Consider the following 25,105-nt stretch of genomic DNA (forward strand, 5'->3'; position numbering starts at 1 on the left):
AATGTGATCATATGTTTTTTTTCGGAGAATGGGGTCGGTGAAAATGCCTGCAAAGTAGAATTCGCCATTTCGACAGATCGATTTGCGGAATAATGGTTACCGGGAACGGTCAGTGGGAATGCGGTGGAACATGGATTCTCCATTCCGCCTGAAATATATTGAAATACTAAGCGACAGCGATCGTAGCGGAAATCCCGCGGAGCGGATTGGAGCGTAGAGCGCGGTCACGAGCAAAGCGAGTGAGTCGCCCGACTATTACCCGACTTTTCAAATCGTCACAAAATTGTTATCCGATCTTAACGAGTCCGGGGTTGGATACAAATATGAAATATTTCTGGAAGGCTGCCAAATTTGCCCTTCATTGCCAATTACCTACTCCTCCCAAAGTTACGGAAGAGGAAATCACAGTTAGAACGGATCAATTTGAAATTCCTGCAATTCTTTATACCCCGAAAGGAAAATCCTGTGGAACCATTTTGGCAGTAAATGGGTTGGCCTACCTAGGAAATAAGGACCCAAGATTTGCGGCAGTTTGCAGATCTGCGGCAGCAGTGGGATATACAGTTATTTCTCCTTTGCTAGTAGAAGTTACACAGTTCCGAATCCGGAAAGAGACTGTTGAAAAGATAAAAGAGCTGATACTTCATATCTCTTCCGATAAAAAATATTGCCCGGACCAAAAACTTTCTTATATAGCTCCTTCTTTTTCGGGAAGTATGGGATTAATCGCTGCTTCCGATCCTGAAGTAGGAAAAAAGATCTCTTCTATCCTTACGATCGGCGCCTATTGTGATGTCCAATCTACTTTGGATTATGTGATGACTTCCGATGAGGGAGACGAATATGGAAGGATGATCCTTCTTTATAATTTCGTAAAGTATGCTCTCAAGTCAGAAAACCAAGAACTGGAATTCGCTCTGAAAGCATGCGTTCTCGATGGAAGTTTTTCCAGAGAGACATTGGAACTTCCTACTGTTTTGGAAAATATCAGCGCTGAAAACAAAGAAGTATTTTATAAACTTAGAGAAAACAAAAGTTTCAGAGAAAAAATCTGGAAAGAGATCGTAGCCAACGCAGGATCTCAAAGTTCATTTTTACAAGAGTTACAGGTAAAAGATAAACTTCATCTTTTAGATTGCCATGTTTCTATCGTTCATGGATTGGGAGATAATGTAGTTCCTGCAAAAGAGGCTGTGATCTTAAAAGAAAATCTTCCTCGCAAAAAATCCAAACTGGTATTAACACCTTTGATCTCTCACGGAGATGTTGGGATTTCTTTAGCTCAATTGCCTGCGATCTATGATCTAGTACAGGGTTTTGCATTCTTCTTTAAGAATGCAAAAGTAAAAGAAAAAGCAGCTTAATCTAAAAACTTTTGGTATAAAAGAACTCGATTAGGTCTCGGATCTTATATGGTTTTTCGAGAAGATCGTTAATTCCGAGTGCGGAAAGTTTTTCTTTAATTTCATTTCCAAAATCTGTTCCAGAGACAAAAATTTTCAATTCCGGGCATTCTTTCTTGGTGGTTTCCAAAAATTCCAAGGAAGAAAGATCTTCAAAATCCAGATCGATCACTGTTAAAACCGCAGTTGATTTGAATTTGTTTAATATTTCACGGGCCTTTTTAGTACTATCCGCGCTGATCAATCTGAATCCTAAAGCCGACATTTGATCTTGCAGGATTTCCGACAAATAAGGAGATTCTTCCACTACCAACATGATGCCGGTAGAGGTTTGAGAAACGTTTCCCGTACTTTCTGTAAATCGAGAAGTTTTAGTTTTTGCTACCGGGAAGAATAAACGGATACTAGTGCCCATTCCTAATTGAGAACTAACCTGCACCATTCCTTCATGGTTTTGCATGATCCCGTAAACCATGGACATTCCAAGTCCACTTCCTTGGGTTTTGGTCTTTGTGCTAAAGAATGGTTCAAAGATCCTTTTTCTGGTCTCTTCGCTCATTCCTTCTCCATTATCCGAGACTTCTATACAAAGATATTCTGCAGGTTCAGAAAGTGGGAAAGATTCTCTGATATTTGCACCTTGTACTTCAAATGCACGTATAGAGATTTCTCCTCCTTCAGGAAGCGCGTCTCTCGCATTCAAACAAAGATTGATAAGCACTTGTTCCAACTTAGAATAATCTCCTACAATTGTAGGAAGTCCTTCTTTACATTCTTTTTTGAATTTTATTTTTTCGGAGAATGTAGGGACTAAGAGATCTATTGTTTCATTTACTAATTGATCGGCTTGGATTGTTTTAAATCCCCCTCCTCCTTTTCGCGCTAAAGAAAGAAGTCTGCGAACTATAATCGCTCCTCTTGCGGCCGCAGCATTGATAGAACGGGACATGTCCATAAGAGAAGCAAATTTGGAAGACTCCAATTGCATTTTAGTCGCGTACCCTGAAATGATCTGGAGAATATTATTAAAGTCGTGAGCAATCCCCCCCGCCAAAGTCCCGATTGTTTCTAATTTTTTAGATTCAATTAATTGGTCTTCGAGCTTACGACGAAGAGTATCATCCAGTAGATATCCTCTGATAGAATCTATACTTCCGGATTTATTGAATGTAGCGAAATAATTTCCAGTTGTATGGATAGGTAGCCCATTCTTCTCCTGAAAAAATTCTTCATGAGTTTCTAATCTGGAACTGATCTGTATTTTCTGTAAGAAAAAGGAATAATCATCGTAAGAAGGAAAAAGATCCGCAAAATTTTTAAGAGAAACTTCCGTTTGGGTTTCAAACCCAAACATCTTCAGGAAAGAAGTATTGGCGGCCAGAATATTCCCTGAATTATCAGTGATAAAATTTGCAGAAAGATTTTCTTCGAAAAATTTTCGGTATTGTTCTCGGCTCTGTAAAAGTTTACCTTCTATCCTTCTTCTTTTTTGCAGCTCCCTTCTGGAATCGCTTGTTGCTCTTCCAGTGATCAAAGCAACTACACATAATATTCCCAAGTTTACCAAGAAGGTAAGTTCCTTATCATCCTTAAACCATTGGTAATGTTCAGAACGACCGAATAATACCGGAAACACCAAAGTGACTATCTGCACCCAAATATTTGCAGTCAAAGCCATTGTAATCCCGTATCTTAATGCGGCCCAAAGGACAAATAACGCAAATACGAACCAGTATTCTAAAGTAGGGATAATTGCGCCGAAAACTCCACAAAGTAAAAATACGGAGATAATTTCTGCGATCTTTCTGGGTTTTAGGTTTCTGAGTCTGCTTCTATCCCAGCTTGTTTCCCTATTTTCCCAAGCTCCTTCTGTTCTTGCCCAACCTCTCAACTCCATCCAAGGAGTTGCCCATAACAGGATCGGAACCGAAACGCTCAATGTGTCGAATAACGTGGCGCTCATTCCCTGCAAAGAGGATATGAGTAACTTATCCTGAGCAAGATCTCCAAATAATACGAGACCTTCTGCCACCAAAAATCCGTTACATATTGCGGCTGGGAAAGCTACCCAGAGCACGAATCTTACTGTTTCTCTTAGGTCGGGCAACCAAGGTTTACCTTTTCTCAATTTAATAAAAAAGAGCCACGAAATCCCAACCGCCAAAACTTCCCAGAGACAATAGATAGGATACTTATCCACATCATGAAGTCCCCAAAGGTTGGCACTGAATAATGCGTTGGCATACATTGCGGGTAACGTGCGCGCCGGTCCCCACCAAAAACATAATATGATACCTATAGGAATAGGAAGATAAGATATGGAGATCCCCGTATCCACTTGGAAGGCTAAGGATGCCTTGGAAGCGAAATGAAACAGGATTAACGGAAGGATCCAAGTCCAATAAGGTAAGGCCTTATTTTCTAAATAGGGAGTTCTTCCGCCGTTCTTTATGTCGGATAATAAATTCAGAACCGCGCCCCAGGTTCCAATTTTCCTTATCGTTTAAAAGGAATCCACTCTTTGCGGGAAATAGAGTTAAAATTAACAGTTATGATCCTTGAAACTTTTTGTTTCTTGAGGGAAAAAAACTGCACTATTCGTTGTTAAACGGATATTGATAGCGTCAAAGCAGAACTTAGTTTTGCTCTACAGGAGAGATGTCTATATGGATCCAGTATTCGTCTCCATAATCGAAGAATAATTCTTCGCCAGCTTTGATCTTACGCATTGCTTCGAATCTTGCGGTCTTCCAACGAGTGGATACCACTAATTTTACATTCGGCTTAGAACTATGATTAATATAACGAGTATAATTGGACTCTTTACCTTCTCCATAGATCCAATGATCTTTGCAGATCCAAAGTAAATATTTGGACTCACAATATTTAGCGGAGTTTGCAGACTTATCGTTAAGCACCCTACCGGTATAAAATCCGATAGTATCTCCTTTGACTAAGTCTTGTTTGGAGAATAGTCCCATTCCGATTCCGGGTATCTCGGATTCCCTAATTTCGAAATCCTTCTCTGAAAATACTTGAGGTCTGCGAATTTTATATCTGACCGACATCGTAAGCAACACATCCACCTATTGGAATCGGAATATTAATCCAAAGAATCTTATGGCCTCTCTTTGTCCATCCGCAATTGATTTATCATATTTTTCTACTAAATGTATATTACTTTAGGTCCAAATTTTTTATAGGCTTGTCTATCGAATATATGATGTAAATCTCTACTAAGATGGACAAACCGTATAGAAAGAACGTGGGAATGGTAGTCTTCAACTCTAAAGGAGAGGTTTTAGTAGGAGAAAGACTGAATTTTAAAGGCTCTTGGCAGTTTCCTCAAGGTGGAATAGATGATGGAGAAGATCCTAACGCTGCTGCTCATAGGGAACTTTTTGAAGAAGTAGGTATCCAAGACGCTGAGATCATCTACGAATATCCTAGTTGGATCAATTATGATTTCCCTGAGTCCTTACATTTAAGCTCTAATCTAAAAAAATATAAAGGCCAAACCCAAAAATGGTATCTTCTATACTGGAATGGTAAAGCAGAAGACTGTGATCTAACGGCTCATGAGCAAGAGTTTGAAAGAGTTAGATTCATTCCATTCCAACAATGCCTTTCGACCGTAGTATCCTTTAAAAAAGATGTGTACCAAAAATTAGTCCAAGAGTTTGAGCCTAAGATCTTGGATTATATGAAGAAGGGATCTTCTAGATGAGTGCAACATTTTATACTCCACCTGGCGGACCTCCTCCTCCCAGCCCCCGTCTTAGAGAATTATTCTCAAAAGTTGGAGAAGATCCCATTAGGGAACTTGTTTCCGTCTTCTATGATCAAATAGCTGTCAGCGAAATTCGTTGGATGTTTCCGGAAGATCTAGAAGAGAGCAAAGTAAAGTCAGCCGACTTTATGGTGCAAGTCCTTGGCGGCCCGCCCTATTATGTTCAAAAATATGGGCCTCCAAAAATGAGAGCCAGGCATCTTCCTTTTCCGATCGATGAAAAAGCTAGAAGGGTCTGGCTTTCCTGTTATCGTAAGGCGATAAAAGACTGGGAAGCAGATGAAGAATCTAAAGAGATACTTTGGCAGTTTTTGCAGGATTTCTCCTCGTGGATGGTAAATAAGGCTTCTTCTCAAGAATGAGGGAGTATAATTTAGTTGTAGGAGTTCCAATAACTGAATGGCTGCAAAAAACGAGTCTAGAGCAAAAATTAGGATCCGAGGAACCGTACAAGGAGTTGGTTTTAGATATTTTGTGCTACAAAGAGCACAAGAATGCCGACTCAAAGGTTACACTATGAATCTTCCTACTGGTGAAGTAGAAGTAGTTGTAGAAGGAGACAAAATTTTTATCGAAGATTTGTACAAAGCAGTTCAAAGAGGCCCTTCTAAAGCAAAAGTAACGGAAGCCACAATCCAATGGGAAGATGCTAAAGGTACGTTTAGGACTTTCGAGATTAAACGTTAACCTAATATCCCCTTTGGGAAAGCAATCCGGGCCGGTCGGATAAATTTTACTGACGAAACCTGGATTTTTTCGGAGAATGACTGTATGCGAGCGAAGGATACATATAAAAATAAATTTCTGAAACTTGCTCTCTTCCGAATTCTCGGATCTATCTTAATCATAACTGTTTTACAAAACCCGATCTTCTCAGTCACTCCTACTCCTGTTTCTTTTATGAGTCCGGTATATGCCGTTCAAGAAGACAAAGGAATCTTAAGACTCATCACAATTTCTTCTATCAATGGAAAAACAGGGCTAGTTTATACAGGTACACAAGAAAAAGGAATTCCTGTTTTTAGAAAACAGAACTATATTCTTTTTAAAACTTCCAAAGATCTGAATTTATTGAATCTAACGAACTCTAAAGTGAAGACGATCCAAGGAACAAGAGATGCATTTCCGGGTAATAGCGGATTTTTAAAAGATAAATCCATTGTGATCTTCTCCAGAAAAAATGGAGATCGATGGGAAACTGTTTTATATGATTACGAAAAGGAGAAGGAGATAAAATCTCTCCCAGGTTATCAACCCTACGTTTCTCCTGATCAAAAAAATCTGGTATTGATCGGTAACGAAGTGCGTTACTCTGAACACGGAGAGGATTCTCTCAGAGTTCCAATCCATAAATATTCTCTCGAAACTTCAGAATTAAAAACTCTAGCATGGATAGAAAGTGGAAAATTACAAATTACTGATGTATATACCATTACAGAGGATCTGGTTTTAGTACGTGTAGCAACGGAGAAGGAGAATAGACTGTATAAACTTCCTTCTTTAACCGGGGAATTGATCAAATTCTCGGATCCATTTTACCCTTTCCCGGTAAACCCTCAATCCAAAGAGCCAAGAGAAAACAAAGAACAAGTAAATATCAGTTTTAGTCCCGATGGAAAAGTATTATCCTTCACTGAAAGAGCTGACGGAAAATTGGGAAACATCGTAGTAGTTGATCTAAAAACAAAACAAAGATATGATTCTTCCTTTGTTGGTTGTTTCCCTGTGGTTAAAAACGGATCCGTTTACTTTTTAGGAGATCCTGAATTTGTAAAACAATCGAAAGATCAGGAATACAGACCTTATAATAATTATACCTTATACGAATTAGATTATAAAAAAGATAAGATCCGCTCTATCACTCCTATTTCTGGAAAAGTAGAACTTTTAGAATAAGTGTCCTTAGAACTTTCTACGTTTGTATTATGATTACGATGCAAACTCAGGTGTCTCGGAAAGTTTTCCGTCTTCCCTTTCAGTTGATACCGCAAATATCCCAAGTGCAGTAATCACACATAGCGCTCCTGCAAATATAAATGCAAGATCATATTCTCCTTGCACTGTTCTTATATAACCCGCTCCGAACGCAGCAACCGCAGCTCCAATCTGGTGAAAAGCAACCACCCAACCAAACATCAACCCTACTCTTTCTCTTCCGAATATTTTAGCGGTCAATGCAACCGTAGGCGGAACAGTAGCAATCCAATCTAATCCGTAAAACACTGCGAATATAGAAAGTTTGTTTGATTCAGGATCAAATGCTTGAGGTAATAATAGTAAGGAAATCCCTCTTAATCCATAATACATAAATAACAGAATTTTATTATTCACTCTATCTGATAACCAACCTGATCCAACTGTTCCGATCAGATCAAAAATTCCCATCAATGCCAAAAGCCCTGCCGCTCTTACTTCAGGAATTCCATGATCGGAACATGCCGGAACTAAATGAGTTCCGACAAGACCGTTTGTGCTTGCTCCACATACAAAAAAACTTCCTGCAAGAAGCCAGAAGTTCCTGAATCTTAATCCGACTTTTAATGCGGAGATCGCTTCCGTAAATGGATTTCCGGAAGCAGGTATGATCCCCTCTTCTTCACTTTTTGCCCCATAAGGTAAGAGTCCGGATTGTTTAGGAGAATCTTTCATTAAGAAGAATACTGTGGGAAGAAGTATCCCTAATATAGAAGCCACCGCATAAACTGCGTTTCTCCATCCTTCTTGTTCCGTAAGAGAAGCTAAAAATGGAAGAAAGATGATCTGTCCTGTTGCAGTACTCGCAGTTAGAATTCCCATAAGAAGTCCTCTATGAGAAACAAACCAACGATTGACCACTGTGGCTCCTAAAACCAAAGCAGCCATTCCGGACCCAAATCCAACCATCACTCCCCAAAGAACTACCAATTCCCAATTTGTCCGCATAATCGTTGTTAGCAGAATTCCTGAGATCAATAGCCCGAGTGCGAATACCATAATTCGTTTTATACCAAAACGATTCATGAGCCCTGCAGCAAATGGCCCTACAAGTCCGTATAATAATAAGTTCACCGAAACCGCAAAGGAGATGGCGGATCTATCCCAACCGAATTCTTTTTCGAGAGGAACGATGAGAATCCCAGGCATGGATCTTACTCCAGCAGCAACAATTAAAGTAAAGAATGTAACGATCAGAACGATCCAAGCATAATGAAAAGAAAAACGTTTGCTCAAACTGGGCCTCTATAATCCGGACGGGGAGATTCTTTCGAATTCCCTATCTATGATTGGACTATTCCACTATTTAAAAGTTAAAAATTACGTTCATTCCTTTCGAGGCTTTCCAGTATAAAAAAATCTTGCTCGTTCTTTCGAAAGATTTAGAAAGATCCTCTCGCAGTGAAGAGGAAATCATGAAAAAAATCCTAACGTATTCTTTATCGGGTATCTTAGTAGTCGTTCTAGTTCTTGTAATATTCTATTACGCAACTTCAGGGCCTGGAGAAACGATGAGTTTCCAAGATCCGTATCATACGGAAAGGCCTACGGCCCAAGGTTCTAAATTAATGGTAGCAAGCGGTCATCCATTGGCGACCAAAGCTGCTTTGGAAATTTTGGAGAGGGGTGGAAACGCTGCGGATGCAGGAGTGGCAGCACTTTTAGTTTTGAATGTGACCCAAGGAGAAGAGGCATCTTTTCCCGGCGTGGCTCCTTTACTTTATTATGACCAAACTGATAAAAAAGTTCATAGTTATATCGGAGTAGGGACTGCGCCTGCAAAAGCTACGATAGAATATTTTAAGTCGAGAGGACATGAATCCATCCCAATGCTAAAATATTCTTCCCAATTGGTTCCTGCTTCCCCTGATGTGATCGTTGCATTACTTAAAAAGTACGGCACAAAATCTTTTGAAGAAGTAAGTAGACCGGCAATCCAAATCGCTGAAGAAGGTTTTCCTGTTCATAGGATCCTAATGAGAAATCTGAATATAGGAGTTTTCAAAAGATTAGGACTTAAATTTTTACTCCCGTATAATGCAAAAATTTATGTGGGGGATAAATGGTGGAAGCCGCTTCACGCAGGGGAAAAATTCAAGAGGCCTGCATTATCCGCAACACTGAAAGAGTTGGCGGAAGCGGAGAAGGCCGCTTCTTCTTCCGGAAAAAATCGTGCAGAGTCCCTGGACACGTTAAGAGATTATTTTTATAAAGGGCCGATTGCAGATAAAATCGCAAAAGCTCACGAAGAACATGACGGCACCATGGCTAAGTCAGATCTAGTTAGATACAGCGCTGACTGGGAAATTCCATTACAAGGAAATTATGGGCCTTATACGATCTTCTCCAATCGAACTTGGAATCAAGGTGCAGTTGTTCCCATCGTTTTACAAATTTTAGATGGTATAGATCTAAAATCAATGGGCCATAACTCTAAAGAATATGTTCACACAGTGATCCAGGCAATCGAATTGGCGATGGCGGATCGTGAAAAATATTTTGGAGATCCAGCTTATGTTTCCGTTCCGGAAAAGGGATTACTCAGTAAAGAATATGCTGCGGAAAGAAGAAAACTTCTACAATCTAAAGCTTTTGGAAAAACCCCTCCGTCAGGAAATCCGTTCTTATTTGAATCTCCTGCAAACGCTAAAAAGATCGCATATCAAAAAGAAGATACTCTTGCTAGTAATGAGGGATCTTACTTCGACTTTACTCCAAGTTTTTGGGAAAGAACAGAATCCGGAAAAATAGGAAGAGATACAACTTATCTAAGTATTATCGATTCCAAAGGAAATTCTTTATCCTTAACTCCGAGCGATTTTCCTCAGTCCCCAATCGTAGAGGGCGACATCACATTAGGGATTAGAATGACCCAATTCCGTTTGGACCCGAACCATCCATCCGCTTTGGTTCCAGGAAAAAGACCAACAATTACGCCTAACGCGTCAATGGTATTTAAAGATGGAAAATTCTGGATGAGTTTCGGAACTCCGGGTGGAGACATGCAAACTCAGGCAGTGGTCCAGGTATTCTTGAATTTAGTCGTTTTTGGAATGGATCCACAAGAGGCAGTTAGTGCTCCGAGGTTCCGTTCTTTGAACTGGCCAGACGCATTCTCCCCTCATAAATATTATCCTGGAAGAATAGAATTAGAAGAAGATATCTATAAAAAAGAAGGAAAAGCACTCGAAGCTCTCGGTTATGAAGTCAAAGAAAGAGAAAAATGGGAATATGATTTCGGGGCTCCTTGTATTTCTTTAAAAGATCCTAAAACAGGGATTTTATATGGCGGAGCCGACCCAAGAAAAGAATCCTGGGCGGAAGGAAAATAAAAGAGGTAAGAATGAAAAAAAGAAGGCTTGGAAAAACAGGGATGGTTGTCTCCGAAATTTGTATGGGGACAATGACTTTCGGCTCCAGTTGTGACGAGAAGGAAGCACATCGAATTTTAAACAAAGCCTTCGATTCAGGAATAGATTTTTATGATACTGCTGAGATCTATCCGGTTCCTCCTGAAGCGGAGTATGTTCACGCTACAGAAAAAATTTTTGGCAATTGGTTAAAGACGAAAAAAAGAGAATCCATCCTCATCGCTACAAAAGTATGCGGCCCTGGACACGGTTGGTTCACTCCCCCAGTAAGAGAAAGTAAGACTGCATTAGATCGCAGGAATATCAAAGTAGCGATCGAAGGAAGTTTAAAAAGGCTTGGGACAGATTATATAGACTTATACCAAACTCATTGGCCTGATCATGATTTCGGATTCGAAGAAACATTAGAAGCTTTGACCGAATTGATCGACGAAGGAAAGGTCAGATATATAGGAAGTAGTAACGAAACTGCTTGGGGGACCATGAAAAGTTTAGAAGTTTCCCGCACGAACAAACTTGCAAGATACGAATCCATCCAAAATAATTTTAGTATTTTAAACAGAAGATTCGAAGATGCTCTTTCTGATATTTGCAGAAGAGAGCAGATCAGCCTTCTTCCTTATTCTCCTTTAGCTGGCGGAGTATTGACCGGAAAATATAACGGACCTACCCCACCTGAAAACGCAAGGTTCACACGTTATTCGAAACTTCCCACAGAAAGACAAAGAAGAATGGCGCATCGTTTTTTGAATGAAGGAACGCTCGCTTCTACAAAAGAATTGATAGAGATCGCAAAGGAAGCTGGAATCAGCGTAACTGCTCTTTCGGTAGCTTGGTCCAAACAACATGATTATGTTGCTTCTACCATTATTGGAGCAAATACAGTGGAACAATTGGAAGAAAGTTTAAAGGCAACAGATCTAATTTTGTCTGAAGATGTTTTGAAAAAGATAGATGAGGTTTCTAAAAAAATCCCTTATCCAATGGGATGATCAATGCCCTCTCCAAACTTCTTCTTCGGAGATAATCTCGTTTTTTTCTCCTGCGAAATTAGGAAATGATTTAAAAAAACCTGTGATTAGATAAGGAATCACATCGAACATCGGGCCGGATCTACCTTCTCCTTCCACGTTTGCTTTTAAAAGTACGCTGGAAGGAAGTCCTCTATAACGTTTTCCATCGTAGATCACTAGTTTAAAGATCACATCATAAAAGTTTTCGTAATATGGGCTTCCACCTGAAATCCGAGAATTTCCGAAATTTCCCATAAATGCGAAAGGAGAATATCCTCCTACACTTCCTAAAATAGGCACCGCAGCTAATCTACTGGAAGTCCCGCCATAAGAATGATATCTCATCCCTCTTGCACTGGTCCATCCCCCGAAAGCTCCAAGGTCAGTTTTATGATCGATTACGCTTCCTCTTGGAAATATTAATATATCATAATGTATTAATTGATCGGCCCTGGCGATATCCACCTCTTTGTAACCCTTCTCCGCTAGTTTTTCCCGGATCAGGTCCTCATTTTCACGGATTATAATAGGAGGAGCTTGGCCGAAAAATGGAAGAAACGCATAGGTTTTTTCGTAGTAGCGAATATGATCCGATTTTTCTACCTCCACCTGTGATTTTACCTGGAGAGGAGAGCAAAAATTATAGACTAATAATAGCAAAAGGATCAGAACTCTCATGGCATTATATTCATTCGACCGGATCGAATTATATTTTACTCCCAAATCGGATCGTTTTCATTTAAAAATCGATCGTTTAGTATAAAAGTTTTAGAAAACTTGCTTAACGATTCCCAATCATATGTTCGAGATCTTCTACTTTCCCGAACAAAACTAAAATATCTCCTTCCGACAATACTAGATTCGGCGAAGGAATTCCTAAAACTTCTTCATCTTTCCGATCCGATTTTCTTCTGTTTTTTTTGGGTCTTTTGACTGTGATCAAATTTAAATTCCAGTCTTCTCTAAGTTTAGCACCTTGGACCGTTTTGCCTTGCATTTGTTTTGGAACCGTAGCTTCCAAAATTCTATAATCTTGCCCAAGTAAGGTAACACCTTTAACGCTGCTATTCGCAAGTTGTTCCGCCATAGAATGTGCAGCTTGTTCTTCTGGGTTGAATAAGTTCTCGATCCCCAACATTTGCAGAACTCTTTTGTTCAGATCAGATTGATAGCGAGCGAATATATTAATTGCTCCGATCTTTTTTAATGAGTCCGCAGTCACGATTAGATTTTCAAAATTGTCTCCGATCGCTAAAACAACTGCATCCATCTCATCCAAACCATGTTCTTTCAATTCTGATTCGTCCGTAGAATCTATTGCCACACAATAAGTGGAAAATTCCCTGATACGATCTATCTTATTTTTGTCCTGATCGATAGCTGTGACTTCTTGTCCGTCTTCATATAATCTTTTTACGAGTTCGATCCCGAAATCCCCGAGGCCAATGACTGCGATCCTTTTCTTTCTCATTCGAACCTTCCTTTAACCGACCACGACATATTCTTCAGGATACCAATATCTTCTCGGCTTTGGTTTTGGAACAAAAGCCAATAATACCGTTAAAACCCCGACCCTTCCCACAAACATTACAACGCATAAAAGTAATTTTCCAGGAGTCTCAAATTTAGAAGTAATTCCTCTAGAAAGACCTGTGGTTCCATAAGCGGAGACTACTTCATAACAAATATCTAAAAAAGGTAAAGGTTTCTCAAAGCAGACCAAAAACAAGATCCCCATAAATATTATAAACATAGAAAGTACAATCGCAACAGATGCTCTAGAAAGAGAATTTTCTGCGACTGTTCTTCCAAAAACATCCACTCTTTCTTTTCCTGTGAAAAATTGATAAAACTGTAAAACTGAAAGTGCCAATGTAGAAGTTTTAATCCCTCCTCCTGTTGAATTAGGAGAAGCACCCACCCACATCAAAAACAAACTTACGAATACCATCGGGATTCCCATCGAAGAAATATCCAAAGTATTAAACCCGGCGGTCCTTGTTGTAACTGAATAGAATAAGGAATGAAATGCTTGGTCATACCAACTCAAACCCTTCAAACTAAAATTACTTTCAAGTATCCAGTAGGATATCCAACCAAAAAGTAATAAGAATAAAGTAGTGATCAGGATCAGTTTAGAGCCTAGAGAAAAACGATGTCTAAAAGATTCTCCATCAAATCTGATCTTTTTTAAAAGCTGATTTACTGTAGGAAAACCTAAACCGCCAAACACGATCAGGATCATCAATATAGAGAGAAATGAATAAGATTCCCTAAAATAAGGTTCCGCTAGACCTTTTGGAAAAAGTGCAAATCCAGCATTACAAAATCCTGTTATAGAATGAAACACGGATTGAAAAATTAGTTCTTTTTGGGAAAATCCAAGCTCTTTAGGGAATGTTAAGTATAGGCAGACAGAACCGATCCCTTCTATCGCGAATGTTTGGTAGGCAACTTGTTTTAAGATGGAGCCCGCTCTTCCTATAGATTCTTGGCTAAACAAATCCTTAACGATCAACTTTTCCGTAACGGAAACCTGACCTTCTAAAACTAATGCAAAAAATACGGTCAATGTCATTAGCCCTAAACCGCCAAGCTGGACAAGAACCATCAAGATCACCTGTCCAGTTCCGGTTAAATCCTGAGAAACATCTATAGTACTTAAACCAGTGACACATACTGCACTTACCGCAGTAAAAAAGAGATCCACTAATTGGAGCGGTTTTGCCTCCGCTCTAGGAAGGCATAATGCAGCTGTTCCCAAAAAGATCAGGATCGCAAAACTTCCTGTCATCACCAAAGAAGGAGAAATTTTTCCGAGAGAAAGTCTGGCCCTTCTTAAAAAATGCGCAAACCCACCGAATGCCAAAGTCAATTGGCTTAAGGATAAAAATAAAAGTACAACTTCTTCTGTTCTTTGTTGGGAAAGGATGGATTCTATTTTTTCTTCAAAGAAGAACTGCAAAATAACTAAGAAAACTACGAATGTTTCTATCTTATGAAATTTTAAATAAGCCTTATACGGAGTTAATGTAAATAAAAAGCTTAAACATTCATAAATTACTAAATACCAAACTATCGTCATTGTGAGTAAACGAAGAGAATGGATCCATTCAGGAGGATAATAAAATCCGTATAGAAAGATCAGTATAAAAAGAGAGATAACCCCCAAAACACCGAATATAAATCTTAAAGTAGGCTTGATATTCTCTTCGAAGAAGAGTGAGATCCTTCCCCATTCGGAAACTAATTTTTCCTGTAAAGCAGGACCAAGAAAAGGATTCATGTTCTATCAGAAACGAGTGTTGAAAAATTCGAATTCCATTCTATATTCGAAATTTCTGGAATACAATCCATATCCTGGGATCGCTCTAGGATGTATCGTTTCGGAAAGTTTATCAGGCACAGTCGGATTCGGAGTAGGACTTTGTGGTTGGTTTTCCAACTTCATACGATCGTAATCTCTTAAATCCAACCAGGCATTTGTAAGAGCCAGGGTAGAAGCTACACCGAATACGATCCATCCACCCTCGAATGTTTTTTGATAACCTGGTTCCGCAGCGGATAACGCACCATAAGTCACACCGGCAGCAATCGGTAATGTCATAAAGAATATAATCGAAAAGCGACGAAATCTAGATTCAGTGTAAGGCTGAGGATCACTACCGAACTCTTCTAATTTTCTTTTGCGATCTCTTGCTTGATCCTGCTGTCTTTGTAATGCTTCGACATTCACTTCTCCAGTGACAGGATTAAAAAGCCCATCATCTCCCCTTCCTTGCACCGGGTTAGTAGTTCTCCTAGTTCCTTGGCTTCCGGAAGAGGTTGGTAAACCTGTTTGGAAAGGAACCTGCACGTTCTTCGGACTTACTAATGTCGGTTTATCCATTTTAGGCGGAAGAGAATACTCTCTAAATCCATCCGGAGATTTTTCATCTTTATAATTTCTTAAATTATAATCGTATGGATCCGAGAAATCGCTTTGGTTTTGGGAATATATCGGAAAAGAAAATACAAAAAGTATATGAAGTGCGAAGAACTTATTTAGTCCGGAAAAAGATCTCATCTTTAGAGAATTGCTCCTTGTCTTAATTCTATCCTTCCGGAAAGAATTTCAGATGTATATTGAAAAGAATTCTTTCTAATCTTTTCTAAATATTCAGTATCCAATCCTAAACTTTCTGCCTTATAATATTCTTCTTTGATGTTAGTCCCGAAAATTCCGGGATCATCAGTCGAGATTGTAAATTTCAGATCATTACGAGCAAATCTAACTAAAGGATGATGAGCTTTATCTCGGACCATTCCAATATACTCATTGGAACTAGGGCAGGATTCTATGACTGCATTCGTTTTTTTGATCCGATCCATACAATACTCTTGAAATGCCTTTGTTTCAGAAACCAGGTTTTCAGTAACGGAAATTTCTATCTTCTCCTTATGTCGGATCGAATCCAATTCCGATTCGAGTCTTTTTTTAGAAGGCAATTCTCCGTATTTGGAAATTTCTTCCCAATGATCTAATTGGAATTTGAGAGTATCTTCTCTCTCAGAAACTGGCTCTATAACTTTTTTACCAAGATAAGCGTTCGGATCTAAACCTACTGCAATCGCATGCCCAAGTCTATGTGCCCCCCATTCAGCCGCCTCTAAAACCCAACGAGAGGCAGATAAAAGAGTTTTGTCTAAGAAAGACTCCCCTACATGATAAAGAACGGTAAGCGCTGTAGAAGTTTCTGCGATATTATCTTTTTGTATTTCTTTCAAAAATTCCCTTTTATCTTTAGGAGGAAAACCTTCTTCAATATAACAAAAATCTAATCCGACTAGGTACTTTTTAATGATGGAATCTTTCTCCATCATCTCTTTTAACATCTCGTATTCTTTAAAAACTTCCCCATCTCTATGTAAGGAAACTACTAAGCGGGATTTTGCCTTTCCGGAAAGTTCCAATTCAGCTTCTTCAAAACCCTCGCAGGCAGCTAAAGTTTTAGAATAAATCCCTTCATAAGTATCGAGCGGAGAATACATGATACGATATTCTCCGAATACTACGCCTTCTTCATATTGATCCTTAGTGATATGTTTAGATACAAATTTGATCTCTTGTGGATCGAATTTAGAAAGTGCAATGATAAGATTGAACTTTGCTTGGAATTCAGGAAAAGGACCTTGATGATTGAATAAATAGATTTTTTTAAAATCCTCCAAAGATTTATAATCTTCGAAGAAGGTTTCGGTATTGATGGACTTTCCATAAAGCTCTTGGAAAGGTTTTGTAAAAATTTCCCAACGAGGAGATGGATTGCTCATTCCCATCTGCCTAAGAAGTTCAGGCTTAAGACTACCGTATAGATGATTATGAAGGTCTGCAAATCCTAAATTAGAATCCATATATTCTTCTACGCTTTTGAGTCATCCTAACTCTAACGTTACCAGGATAAACCGTTTTTCATGGAAAAAATGTTGTTTGCACAACCCTTCTCTCAAAGCTGGAAACTACTTGGCTTCTTTATATAAAAAAATACTCAAACTATATCGCCCTAGCCGATTGAACGTTAAAATCCTTTCCTTAGCATTACCTGTTGTTTTCGGAATGCTTAGCCAATCTTTGGTTTGGATTACTGATACAGTTATGGTCGGATATCTTGGCCAAAATGCGATCGCGGCAATAGGTATAGGTGGGACCAGTTATTACACTCTTGTTGCATTCCTAATCGGATTTTCAATGGGAGTGCAGATCATAGTCGCGAGAAGATTTGGAGAAGGTAAAAGATCCGAGATAGGAAAAGTAGGAATTTCTACACTTTATCTTTCCGTATTGTTAGGAAGTTTCTTATCTATATCCGGACCTTTGATTTCAGAATGGATTATGTTTTGGATCGGTCCGGAAAAAACAGTCAATGCGCTCGGTACCGATTATTTATATTTTAGATTTATAGGCAGCGGGTTTTATTTTTTAGGATTCTGTTTTAGAGGATTTATGGACGGTCTTGGATTAACCAAGGCAGGTTTTGTCTCCATGGCTGTGACCACTATCGCAAACATAATTTTTAACTGGATACTGATCTACGGGAATATGGGATTTTCTCCCATGGGGATCGGAGGTGCCGGACTTGCATCTTCTATCGCAGGATTCGCAGGACTTTTAGTATTTCCTATATTCTTTTTTTATTATAAATTAGGAAAATATTTTGAAGGAGTAAACCTTCTTCCAAGCAAAGAACATATGATAGAAATTTTCAAAGTAGGAATCCCCCCGGGTTTTGAAGAAGGATTAGTCAATGTTGCATTTGTGATCTTCTCCAAAATACAAGGATTGGTCTCTATACTTGCAGTTGCCGCATCCAATGTTCTATTTTCTACATTAAGTTTTGCATTCTTGCCCGGATACGCATTCGGAGTGGCGGCCACAACAATCTTAGGACAGGCGATGGGAGCTAAAAAATACAAACTAGCTTATCATTCTGCATTTCGCTCCGCATTTATTTCTGCACATGTAATGGGATTCATAGGTTTATGTTTTATCTTCTTAGGAAAAATAATCGTGTATGCTATGACCAGAGACCAAGCATTAGTAGAAGAATGTTATCCTGTACTCTTATTACTAGGAGTCATCCAAATCGGAGACGCATATCATATGGTGATCGGCGCTGCCTTGAGAGGAGCAGGTTTGCAGAACTATGTCTTTAGGGTCTATATTTTTCTCACCTATCTAGTAATGCTTCCATTGTCTTATCTTTTCGGGATCGTATGGAAAGGTGGGACCCTTGGGATCTGGGCAGCTATATTCGTTTGGATCGCTTCACTTTCTCTGATTTTCATCTATGAATTCAGAAAGAAAAATTGGGTAAAAGGGACAGTTTAGATCTCTTATTGTAAGTCCTACAAATATTGGAATTTCAGACCAGTTTGATAATCTAATCCTTCTTGCCCCAATAACAAAGCCGGGGTTTTTGGTTCCAGAATGAAAAAGGCGCTAATTACAGGGATCACTGGACAAGACGGATCCTATCTTACCGAACTTCTTTTGGAAAAAAAATACGAAGTACACGGGATAGTCCGTAGAACCAGCTCTTTAAACCGGGATCGGATCGAACATTTAAGAGGAAACCCTCACCTTTTTCTGCATTATGGAGACTTAACCGATTCCAGTAACCTAAACAGGGTTTTGGAAAAAGTCCAACCGGATGAAATTTATAATCTAGCAGCTCAATCTCACGTAGGAGTTTCTTTCGAAGTTCCTGAATACACTGCAGAAGTTGATGCAGTCGGAACTTTGAGAATTTTAGATGCGATCAAACAAACTGGAGTAAAGTCCAGATTTTACCAAGCTTCTACTTCAGAATTGTACGGAAAAGTTCAGGCAGTTCCTCAAGACGAAAAAACTCCATTCTATCCAAGATCACCTTACGCAGTCGCAAAATTATATGCATACTGGGCGGTAGTAAATTATAGAGAAGCATTCGGATTACATGCCTCCAACGGAATTTTATTTAATCATGAATCTCCAAGAAGGGGAGAAGGTTTCGTAACTAGAAAAATCACTCTGGGAGTTGCGGGGCTTGTTTCAGGAAAAGGTGGCCCTATCCATTTAGGGAACCTGGATGCAAAAAGAGACTGGGGATACGCGCCGGATTACGTAAACATGATGTGGATGATGTTACAACAATCAGAACCGGATGATTACGTAGTTGCAACCAACGAAACACATACAGTAAGAGAATTTATCGAAGAATCCTTTAGACACCTAGACGTCCAAGTGGAATGGAAAGGAAAAGGAGACCAAGAGAAAGGTTATAATAAGAAGGACGGAAAACTTTTAATCGTAGTAGATCCTTCTTTCTATAGACCAACCGAAGTGGAACTTTTGATCGGAGATCCGGCAAAAGCAAAAGCAAAACTTGGTTGGGAACCTAAGGTTAAGTTCAAAGAACTAGTAGAGATCATGATCAAAGCGGATTGTAAAGCCGCAGGAATTAATATCTAAGAGGGGCTCTGCTCACTCACATCCAGGGCCCGTGGTCCCTCCAAAGATACCAAGATAAGATTGTCCTATACGGAGAAAACCCCGCTGTAAATTTTAAGATCTCCTTCTTAGAATTCTCATCAATTCCGAAATTCCTTTGGATTGCCTTTCTTAAGATAAGATCGTTGAGAGAAAAATGATCCCAGCGATCCAAAGAGAACATCAAGACCATTTCCGCAGTCCATGGTCCGACTCCTTTCAAACTACAAAGCAATTCCAAAACTTCTTGATCGTTCAATTTAACAAGCTTACGATCCGAGATCGTTCCATCCAAATAAGCCTCCGCGATCCTTTTAATCGTTTCGCTCTTTGCAACTGAAAGGCCTGCTTTGCGAAGTTTCGCAACTGATAAACCTGCAAGTATTTTCGGGTCCGGGAATTTCTTTCCATTTCCATAATATTCTTTGACTCTGGCTTCCATGGTAGCTGCAGCCTTGCCGGAAAGCTGCTGGCTGATCACCGCTCTGAGAAGAACCGCATAAGGTTTCCCCATCATCTCCAAGGTGCAGGGGCCAACATTCTCAATAATATGTTTGAGTTTCGGATCCTTCTTCTTGAGCCAGAGTACGGCCTTGCGTAATCTCGCTTCGCGATCCATAAGCGCCTAGACTAAGCTCTCTTTTTAATCTTAGCGTCTATCTGTGATTTTTTGCGGAAGGCTTGTACTAATTTTTCTAATTCTACAAGATCCGTGCAGGAGATTTTTCCCTGATCCAATTTGATAAATTTATTTTTAGAGATTAGATCCAGAACTAGATTCTCATCCTTAGGATAAGTCAATCCGACCATCTTGATTAAATCTTTAGTACCAATCTCGAAATTATAGGTGGATTTAGGAATGACTTTAACTCTGTTTTTCTCAACAAGAGTGAGTAACGTATCCGCTACCCTTCCTTGAGGATCGGAAATAAGCAAGTTAGCAAGCTGTTTATATGCCGTCCAAATCCTTTCCGAAAGAAGGGTAATCAATCTAGTTGCCAACTGAGGCTGAGCCTTAACCATTCCTTCAAAGTTGGCTTTATTGATCGCGAGAAGTTGAACTTCTCCCCATGCGATCGCAGAAGCGGATCTAGGTTTATTATCTAAGAGTGCCATCTCTCCAAAAATGTCCCCGCTTTGTAAAACAGCGAGAAGCACTTCGTTAGAGTCTACAATCTTAGTGATCTTTACTCTTCCATGTTGGATGATATACAATTCTCTGCCAGGCTCGTGCTCGCAGAAGATCATCTCATTATCACCGTAAGCACGGTTAAACTTTGTATAATCGATCGGAGGAGGAGCAACAGGCTGATTGACTGTTTGTAATTTTAATTTTGCCTGAGTCGCATATTGACCATTAGGAAGATATTGCAGATATTTTTGGAAAGCGTAAGCAGCGTGAAGAGTGTTCTTCTGGTTGAAATAATATTCTCCGATCGCAAATAATTGGTTCGGATCTTCTTCTATGGCTGTACGGAAAGACAGACGAGTAATCGTAGAATCGAACTGTCTGAGTTTCATGGAGAAGTAGCGAATGATCTTCATTGCTACCGGAGTATTTTTTTGGATTAGAGTTCCGAACTGATCGTAACTTACCTGAATTAAGGAAACATCAGTTAAAGCGATCGCGGATTCGATCTGAGCATGCTGGCTCATCGCAGCTACTACTCCGAAAAAATCTCCAGGTCCCAAAAGTTGGTTTGGATCCTCACCTACTACTTGGTTCTCGCGGGTGACCCTAACCTTGCCTTGTCGGATGATAAAGAAATTATGGGCTTCTTTCTTGCCTTCGACGATGACATAGGACCCTTTCGGGTAATTCACGATTTGAAAGAAGCCGTTGGACATACTTACCAGAGATTAAAAAATTCTTCCGTGGGAATTCAACTATAAACTAGTATCGGCTCGAGATGAGGGAATTCGGACTGAAATCCGAGTATTTCCTTATTTTTCGCGACAAGATTCCCCTTCCGGAGAAGATTCTTCCCCATCCGAAAGTAGATCGATACCGGAGAATTCCAGGGCGGCTTTTTCTGCCATAGCTCTGGAGTAAGATTGCCTGCAAATAGAGGAGAAAATCTGCTTCGCCTGGTCGATTTCTCCCATCTTGGCCAGTAGCCGCCCGGCTTCCAAGTAGGATTCTAACCCGAATTCTCCAGTTGGCTCCATTTTATAAAGGTCCAGACTGACTTCTAAAGCTTTCTCAGGACGATCTAACTTTAGAAAACAATCTTTGAGAAGCCCGAGTACCCTGTTTTTTTTAGGATTTCCTGGATAGAGGACCAGAAAGTTACGAAGACTTTCCGCTGCCTTGTAAAAACGACGGTCCTTATATGCTTCTTCAGCAATCCTAAACAAAATGTCGGGATCAGAAGGTCCTTGCTTGGAAGGATTTTCCCCTTGCCCAAATGCAGAGAAGGAGAATGAAAAAATAAGAAGGAATAAGACTAGGATTCGGGAGAAACAAAACACTTTCGAAGAAGTGTTCGAGAAAAAGGCAAAACGTATGCCCTTAAAATAAAATCCGGAAAACAAGAGTACCTACCAGAGCTAAGCTCTATATAGATTATCAGTCGTTTTCCGGATTTTATGAATTACTTTTTTTTATCTATTTTCTTCCGGTGGAATTCGCAGAGGCGATACAACCTGCCAGTAGACGGATTTTTTTTACCTACTTTAGTGCCGCAGACGATACAAAGACCTTCTTTCCTTCTCCTTTGGTAAAGGAGCTGAACCCTCTCTGCCCCAGACAGGTTGTATTTACTAACCTGAATGCGAAATCCTTTGTAGAGGTAATTACCGATCGCTTCAACAGCTTGAGTTTTTACCCCGGCGATGATTTTTTCTAAATCATCGTTAGTGACTTTCTTTGGTTTCATAAATGTTAACTGACGTAACAACAGTTATATTCTTACAAAGATAGTAAAGTGTTTTTAATTTTCCGCATAACACTGCATAAAATTTTTTGACAAAACTTGTATTAGGTTACTGTTTTTTTAATAAATTTCTTCGTCTTAGGGAGCCTCTGTTTCGGCTAACGATTAACAATTAAAATATTCGATTATTTCGCCCGGGGCAACGTTAAGTCGTTTTACATCAATTCTCAATAAATATGGAAATTTATTTCCAAAGCTCTGACATATAACGGATGTTTCATTAGACGATCGTAGCAAAATAAAAATACTTAAACTAACGATAGAAAGCCGAGCCTTAAGGGATAAAGAAAGGGCTTTTATAACTAGATAAAAAATCGTTACCTGAAGGCTCGAACGCCAAAATTACATTTTTTAACGATAGATTTTTTTCGGAAAATAAGTCATATTATATGGCAGATCGGTTTTAAAATTATTATGAAAACAAATGTTCATATATTGATGATCTTTCTGGCCTTCTTCCAACTAACTTATTGTTCCAAATCGCCTCAGGAAAAAGTAAAAACTATACTTTCAGATGCGCAATTAAGCGAAGAAGAAAAGATCAAAATGGCTGCATTCGCATTATTCGGCGAAAGATTGAAAGAAATCGATCTAGTCAAAGTCCAAGACGAGAAAGGAGCCAAATTCGAAGTCTATTTAGGATTCGGAGGAACGTCTGCACTTACATTCCTAGGTTCGGAAAAATATTCAGATCATATGAAATTGGAATTAGCGCTTGGGGCATATAAATTCCTACAATCGTTGCAAGGATTTCGTTTCGGAAAATATAGAATGAGCCTGATCAAACCATTCTTCATTAAAAATGGAGAAGCAAGAGGCGCAGAAGAATTCGAGATCTATAGATTCCGAGCAGAAGGAGAAGATCTAAAAAATGTAGCGGGTTTCAAAGAGACTGACGCATTCTCTTCTGATAATTACGATGTACCTTCTGAAAAGGTAGTAACAGTTTTAAAAAATATGATAGATCATTGGCAAGTGGAATTGGACCAATTTGCAAGAGTAGAGATCAAGTAAGCAAGGATCTCATTCTTTTGGGGTAATTCGTAAAAATCCCATCCACTCCCAAATCAATTCCGAACTTCAATTCTTCTTCCGTATTCAAAGTATAAACTAAAACCTTAAAACCTTCTTTCTGGATCTTGGAAACCGTTTCCTTATCCAAACCCTTTGCAGAAAGATTCAAACTGAATGCATTCAATCTAAAACCTAGCTCCAGTGCTTCCACCCAAGAGGAAGTTTCTTCTCCGATCAAGATGCCAAGTTTTGCCTCTATGGATAATTCTCTGAGCCTTACCAACGAATCCCAACAGAAGGAAGAGAATAATGTTTTATAAAAGAGAGAATTCCGTTTTGTATAATCGATCAGTTCTTGTTCGATAGGAGTTTCGATCGGGATTTCTTCATAAGCGCCTGATTTGATCTCCACATTTAAGCCGATATTTTTGGACTTTAGATATTCCCAGACTTCCCAAAGATCCGGAATCTTCTCCCCTTTAAATCTTGGGTCTTTCCAAGAGCCTGCATCCGCCTTACGGATCATATCAAATGGAAGTAGTTTAACCTCTCCTTTATGATCTGTGGTTCTATCTAACGTATCATCGTGAATGACTACTATTTTTCCGTCAGCAGAATGGATAATGTCCAGCTCTATCCAATCCGCCTTAAGCTCCCAGGCATTTCGGAAAGAACTCATTGTATTTTCAGGATATTCTCCGCTATCTCCTCTATGAGCAATTACCCAAGGTTTAGGAAGAAGGAAAGGATCCGAATTCATTAGAAGGCCCAGCCCACAAAAAGATTCAAACCGAAGCTAGAACCGGGCAATCTTTCCGAATTCTGGTAAGCATACTTTCTATATAATAGATCTCCTATACTGGCAGTCCTATCAGAGTAATATAGATCCGAAACAGAAAATGAATTATGATAAGGAGAATACCAACTCCATACACCTTCCCATCCGAAAAAGAAGCCGGATGTAGTTTGAAATCTGAATCCGACACCAAATCCTGCATAATTCCTTGGACCGGAACTATAAGAATTTTTTTCAAAACGATATGTATTGCCTGCAGATTCCCAATAAAGAGCAGTTTGATTCTTTTGGTAATGTTCTCTTCCTAACCAAAGCGAAACAAAAAAAGGAGAATCTGCAATAAACCTTTGGACGAAGAGCGCTCCACCCCAATACTTCTCTTGGTGGTTTCTCAACCTTCCATAAAAAGCATGAGGGGGCAGAAAATAAGAATAAGCCGTATCGTTATCAAAACGATTCACATAAGTGTTGGTATAACCGTTAAGCCCGATCGCCCATTGGGAATCCAACATCCTGGCGATCTGGAATGAATAATACTTTTCGGAGCGTCCAAATCCAAAACCACTGATCTGGTTCTTAAATTTTTCCCGGAGTTCCGCCTGGCTTGGTCCGGAAGGAATTTTTTCGGGAGGAAGTCCATTCATAGGACTGGGCTTCTGTTCAATAGTTTTATCTGGAGAAGGTTCCGTAGTTTGGGACCATCCCTGAGAAGAAACGATACATAGAATAAGAATAGATAAGATCTGAAAAAAAAGCGACGCCGATTTTGGACGGGAGAACATCCCTAGCAAAGACACCTG

At 39.5% G+C, this 25,105-nt stretch carries 24 protein-coding genes; 10 read left to right on the top strand and 14 right to left on the bottom strand.

Going from position 1 to position 25,105, the window contains the following annotated elements; genetic code table 11:
* The first annotated feature begins 323 nt into the window (after window positions 1-323).
* Window positions 324-1,364 carry an alpha/beta hydrolase gene (locus CH377_RS01450; RefSeq protein ID WP_100722060.1) on the top strand — a complete coding sequence of 347 codons (1,041 nt, stop codon included), beginning with the start codon at window positions 324-326 and terminating at the stop codon, window positions 1,362-1,364.
* A 1-nt stretch (window position 1,365) separates the two neighbouring features.
* Here the strand turns inward: CH377_RS01450 and CH377_RS01455 are convergent, their stop codons facing one another.
* Both CH377_RS01455 and CH377_RS01460 read right to left on the bottom strand, forming a co-directional pair.
* Window positions 1,366-3,741, bottom strand: a complete 2,376-nt coding sequence (locus CH377_RS01455) for an ATP-binding protein (RefSeq protein ID WP_243401925.1) — start codon at window positions 3,739-3,741, stop codon at window positions 1,366-1,368.
* Window positions 3,742-4,039: 298 nt separating this feature from the next.
* Complete coding sequence (locus CH377_RS01460; RefSeq protein ID WP_100722062.1) at window positions 4,040-4,471, bottom strand: SET domain-containing protein; 432 nt, start codon at window positions 4,469-4,471, stop codon at window positions 4,040-4,042.
* Window positions 4,472-4,644: 173 nt separating this feature from the next.
* Between CH377_RS01460 and CH377_RS01465 the strand changes: the two genes are divergently transcribed.
* The 4 genes from CH377_RS01465 to CH377_RS01480 all read left to right on the top strand — a co-directional run bounded on the left by CH377_RS01465 (window position 4,645) and on the right by CH377_RS01480 (window position 7,089).
* Window positions 4,645-5,130 carry an RNA pyrophosphohydrolase gene (locus CH377_RS01465; RefSeq protein ID WP_100722063.1) on the top strand — a complete coding sequence of 162 codons (486 nt, stop codon included), beginning with the start codon at window positions 4,645-4,647 and terminating at the stop codon, window positions 5,128-5,130.
* A complete protein-coding gene (locus CH377_RS01470) occupies window positions 5,127-5,555 on the top strand; it encodes a globin domain-containing protein (RefSeq protein WP_100722064.1) in 429 nt (142 codons plus the stop codon). The genes CH377_RS01465 and CH377_RS01470 overlap by 4 nt, the downstream gene beginning before the upstream one ends.
* 37 nt (window positions 5,556-5,592) lie before the next feature.
* Entirely contained in the window at window positions 5,593-5,880 is a 288-nt protein-coding gene (locus tag CH377_RS01475; RefSeq protein WP_100722065.1) for an acylphosphatase, read from the top strand.
* Between the two features lie 84 nt (window positions 5,881-5,964).
* Complete coding sequence (locus CH377_RS01480) at window positions 5,965-7,089, top strand: TolB-like translocation protein (RefSeq protein ID WP_100722066.1); 1,125 nt, start codon at window positions 5,965-5,967, stop codon at window positions 7,087-7,089.
* Between the two features lie 33 nt (window positions 7,090-7,122).
* Here CH377_RS01480 and CH377_RS01485 read toward each other — a convergent pair whose 3' ends face one another.
* Window positions 7,123-8,403, bottom strand: a complete 1,281-nt coding sequence (locus CH377_RS01485) for an MFS transporter (RefSeq protein WP_100722067.1) — start codon at window positions 8,401-8,403, stop codon at window positions 7,123-7,125.
* Window positions 8,404-8,582: 179 nt separating this feature from the next.
* Here CH377_RS01485 and CH377_RS01490 point away from each other — a divergent pair, with 179 nt between their 5' ends.
* A complete protein-coding gene (locus CH377_RS01490) occupies window positions 8,583-10,499 on the top strand; it encodes a gamma-glutamyltransferase family protein (RefSeq protein WP_100722781.1) in 1,917 nt (638 codons plus the stop codon).
* A gap of 11 nt (window positions 10,500-10,510) precedes the next feature.
* Complete coding sequence (locus tag CH377_RS01495) at window positions 10,511-11,530, top strand: aldo/keto reductase (protein WP_100722068.1); 1,020 nt, start codon at window positions 10,511-10,513, stop codon at window positions 11,528-11,530.
* On the opposite strand, the gene CH377_RS01500 is transcribed toward CH377_RS01495, so the two are convergent.
* From CH377_RS01500 to CH377_RS01520, 5 genes are all read right to left on the bottom strand, one after another.
* Window positions 11,531-12,229, bottom strand: coding sequence for a DUF4136 domain-containing protein (locus CH377_RS01500; protein ID WP_100722069.1), 699 nt, complete (start codon window positions 12,227-12,229; stop codon window positions 11,531-11,533).
* Between the two features lie 103 nt (window positions 12,230-12,332).
* Window positions 12,333-13,022, bottom strand: coding sequence for a potassium channel family protein (locus tag CH377_RS01505; protein ID WP_100722070.1), 690 nt, complete (start codon window positions 13,020-13,022; stop codon window positions 12,333-12,335).
* A 12-nt stretch (window positions 13,023-13,034) separates the two neighbouring features.
* The gene (locus tag CH377_RS01510) at window positions 13,035-14,837 is read right to left on the bottom strand and encodes a TrkH family potassium uptake protein (protein ID WP_100722071.1); all 1,803 of its coding nucleotides are present in this window, start codon (window positions 14,835-14,837) and stop codon (window positions 13,035-13,037) included.
* 6 nt (window positions 14,838-14,843) lie between these two features.
* Entirely contained in the window at window positions 14,844-15,617 is a 774-nt protein-coding gene (locus tag CH377_RS01515) for a hypothetical protein (protein WP_100722072.1), read from the bottom strand.
* A 2-nt stretch (window positions 15,618-15,619) separates the two neighbouring features.
* Complete coding sequence (locus tag CH377_RS01520) at window positions 15,620-16,945, bottom strand: amidohydrolase family protein (protein ID WP_100722073.1); 1,326 nt, start codon at window positions 16,943-16,945, stop codon at window positions 15,620-15,622.
* Window positions 16,946-17,054: 109 nt separating this feature from the next.
* Between CH377_RS01520 and CH377_RS01525 the strand changes: the two genes are divergently transcribed.
* Together CH377_RS01525 and gmd are read left to right on the top strand one after the other, a co-directional pair.
* Window positions 17,055-18,419, top strand: a complete 1,365-nt coding sequence (locus CH377_RS01525) for an MATE family efflux transporter (protein ID WP_243401926.1) — start codon at window positions 17,055-17,057, stop codon at window positions 18,417-18,419.
* A gap of 99 nt (window positions 18,420-18,518) precedes the next feature.
* Window positions 18,519-19,541: a GDP-mannose 4,6-dehydratase gene (gene gmd / locus CH377_RS01530; protein WP_100722075.1), complete on the top strand. Its 1,023-nt coding sequence runs from the start codon at window positions 18,519-18,521 to the stop codon at window positions 19,539-19,541.
* 16 nt (window positions 19,542-19,557) lie between these two features.
* Here gmd and CH377_RS01535 read toward each other — a convergent pair whose 3' ends face one another.
* The 4 genes from CH377_RS01535 to CH377_RS01550 all read right to left on the bottom strand — a co-directional run bounded on the left by CH377_RS01535 (window position 19,558) and on the right by CH377_RS01550 (window position 22,438).
* Entirely contained in the window at window positions 19,558-20,178 is a 621-nt protein-coding gene (locus CH377_RS01535) for a DNA-3-methyladenine glycosylase family protein (protein ID WP_100722076.1), read from the bottom strand.
* Window positions 20,179-20,189: 11 nt separating this feature from the next.
* Window positions 20,190-21,407, bottom strand: a complete 1,218-nt coding sequence (locus CH377_RS01540) for a Crp/Fnr family transcriptional regulator (protein WP_100722077.1) — start codon at window positions 21,405-21,407, stop codon at window positions 20,190-20,192.
* A gap of 96 nt (window positions 21,408-21,503) precedes the next feature.
* A complete protein-coding gene (locus CH377_RS01545; protein WP_243401927.1) occupies window positions 21,504-22,031 on the bottom strand; it encodes a tetratricopeptide repeat protein in 528 nt (175 codons plus the stop codon).
* A 122-nt stretch (window positions 22,032-22,153) separates the two neighbouring features.
* Window positions 22,154-22,438, bottom strand: a complete 285-nt coding sequence (locus CH377_RS01550) for an LIC10235 family protein (protein WP_010513869.1) — start codon at window positions 22,436-22,438, stop codon at window positions 22,154-22,156.
* Window positions 22,439-22,909: 471 nt separating this feature from the next.
* Between CH377_RS01550 and CH377_RS01555 the strand changes: the two genes are divergently transcribed.
* Window positions 22,910-23,509, top strand: coding sequence for a hypothetical protein (locus tag CH377_RS01555; RefSeq protein ID WP_100722079.1), 600 nt, complete (start codon window positions 22,910-22,912; stop codon window positions 23,507-23,509).
* Here the strand turns inward: CH377_RS01555 and CH377_RS01560 are convergent.
* Together CH377_RS01560 and CH377_RS01565 are read right to left on the bottom strand one after the other, a co-directional pair.
* The gene (locus CH377_RS01560; RefSeq protein ID WP_100722080.1) at window positions 23,502-24,269 is read right to left on the bottom strand and encodes a glycerophosphodiester phosphodiesterase; all 768 of its coding nucleotides are present in this window, start codon (window positions 24,267-24,269) and stop codon (window positions 23,502-23,504) included. The genes CH377_RS01555 and CH377_RS01560 overlap by 8 nt on opposite strands.
* Window positions 24,269-25,087: a hypothetical protein gene (locus tag CH377_RS01565; RefSeq protein WP_100722081.1), complete on the bottom strand. Its 819-nt coding sequence runs from the start codon at window positions 25,085-25,087 to the stop codon at window positions 24,269-24,271. Before CH377_RS01565 ends, CH377_RS01560 begins: the two co-directional genes overlap by 1 nt.
* Between the last annotated feature and the right edge of the window lie 18 nt (window positions 25,088-25,105).

Source organism: Leptospira haakeii (assembly GCF_002812045.1).
Lineage (GTDB): Bacteria > Spirochaetota > Leptospiria > Leptospirales > Leptospiraceae > Leptospira_B > Leptospira_B haakeii.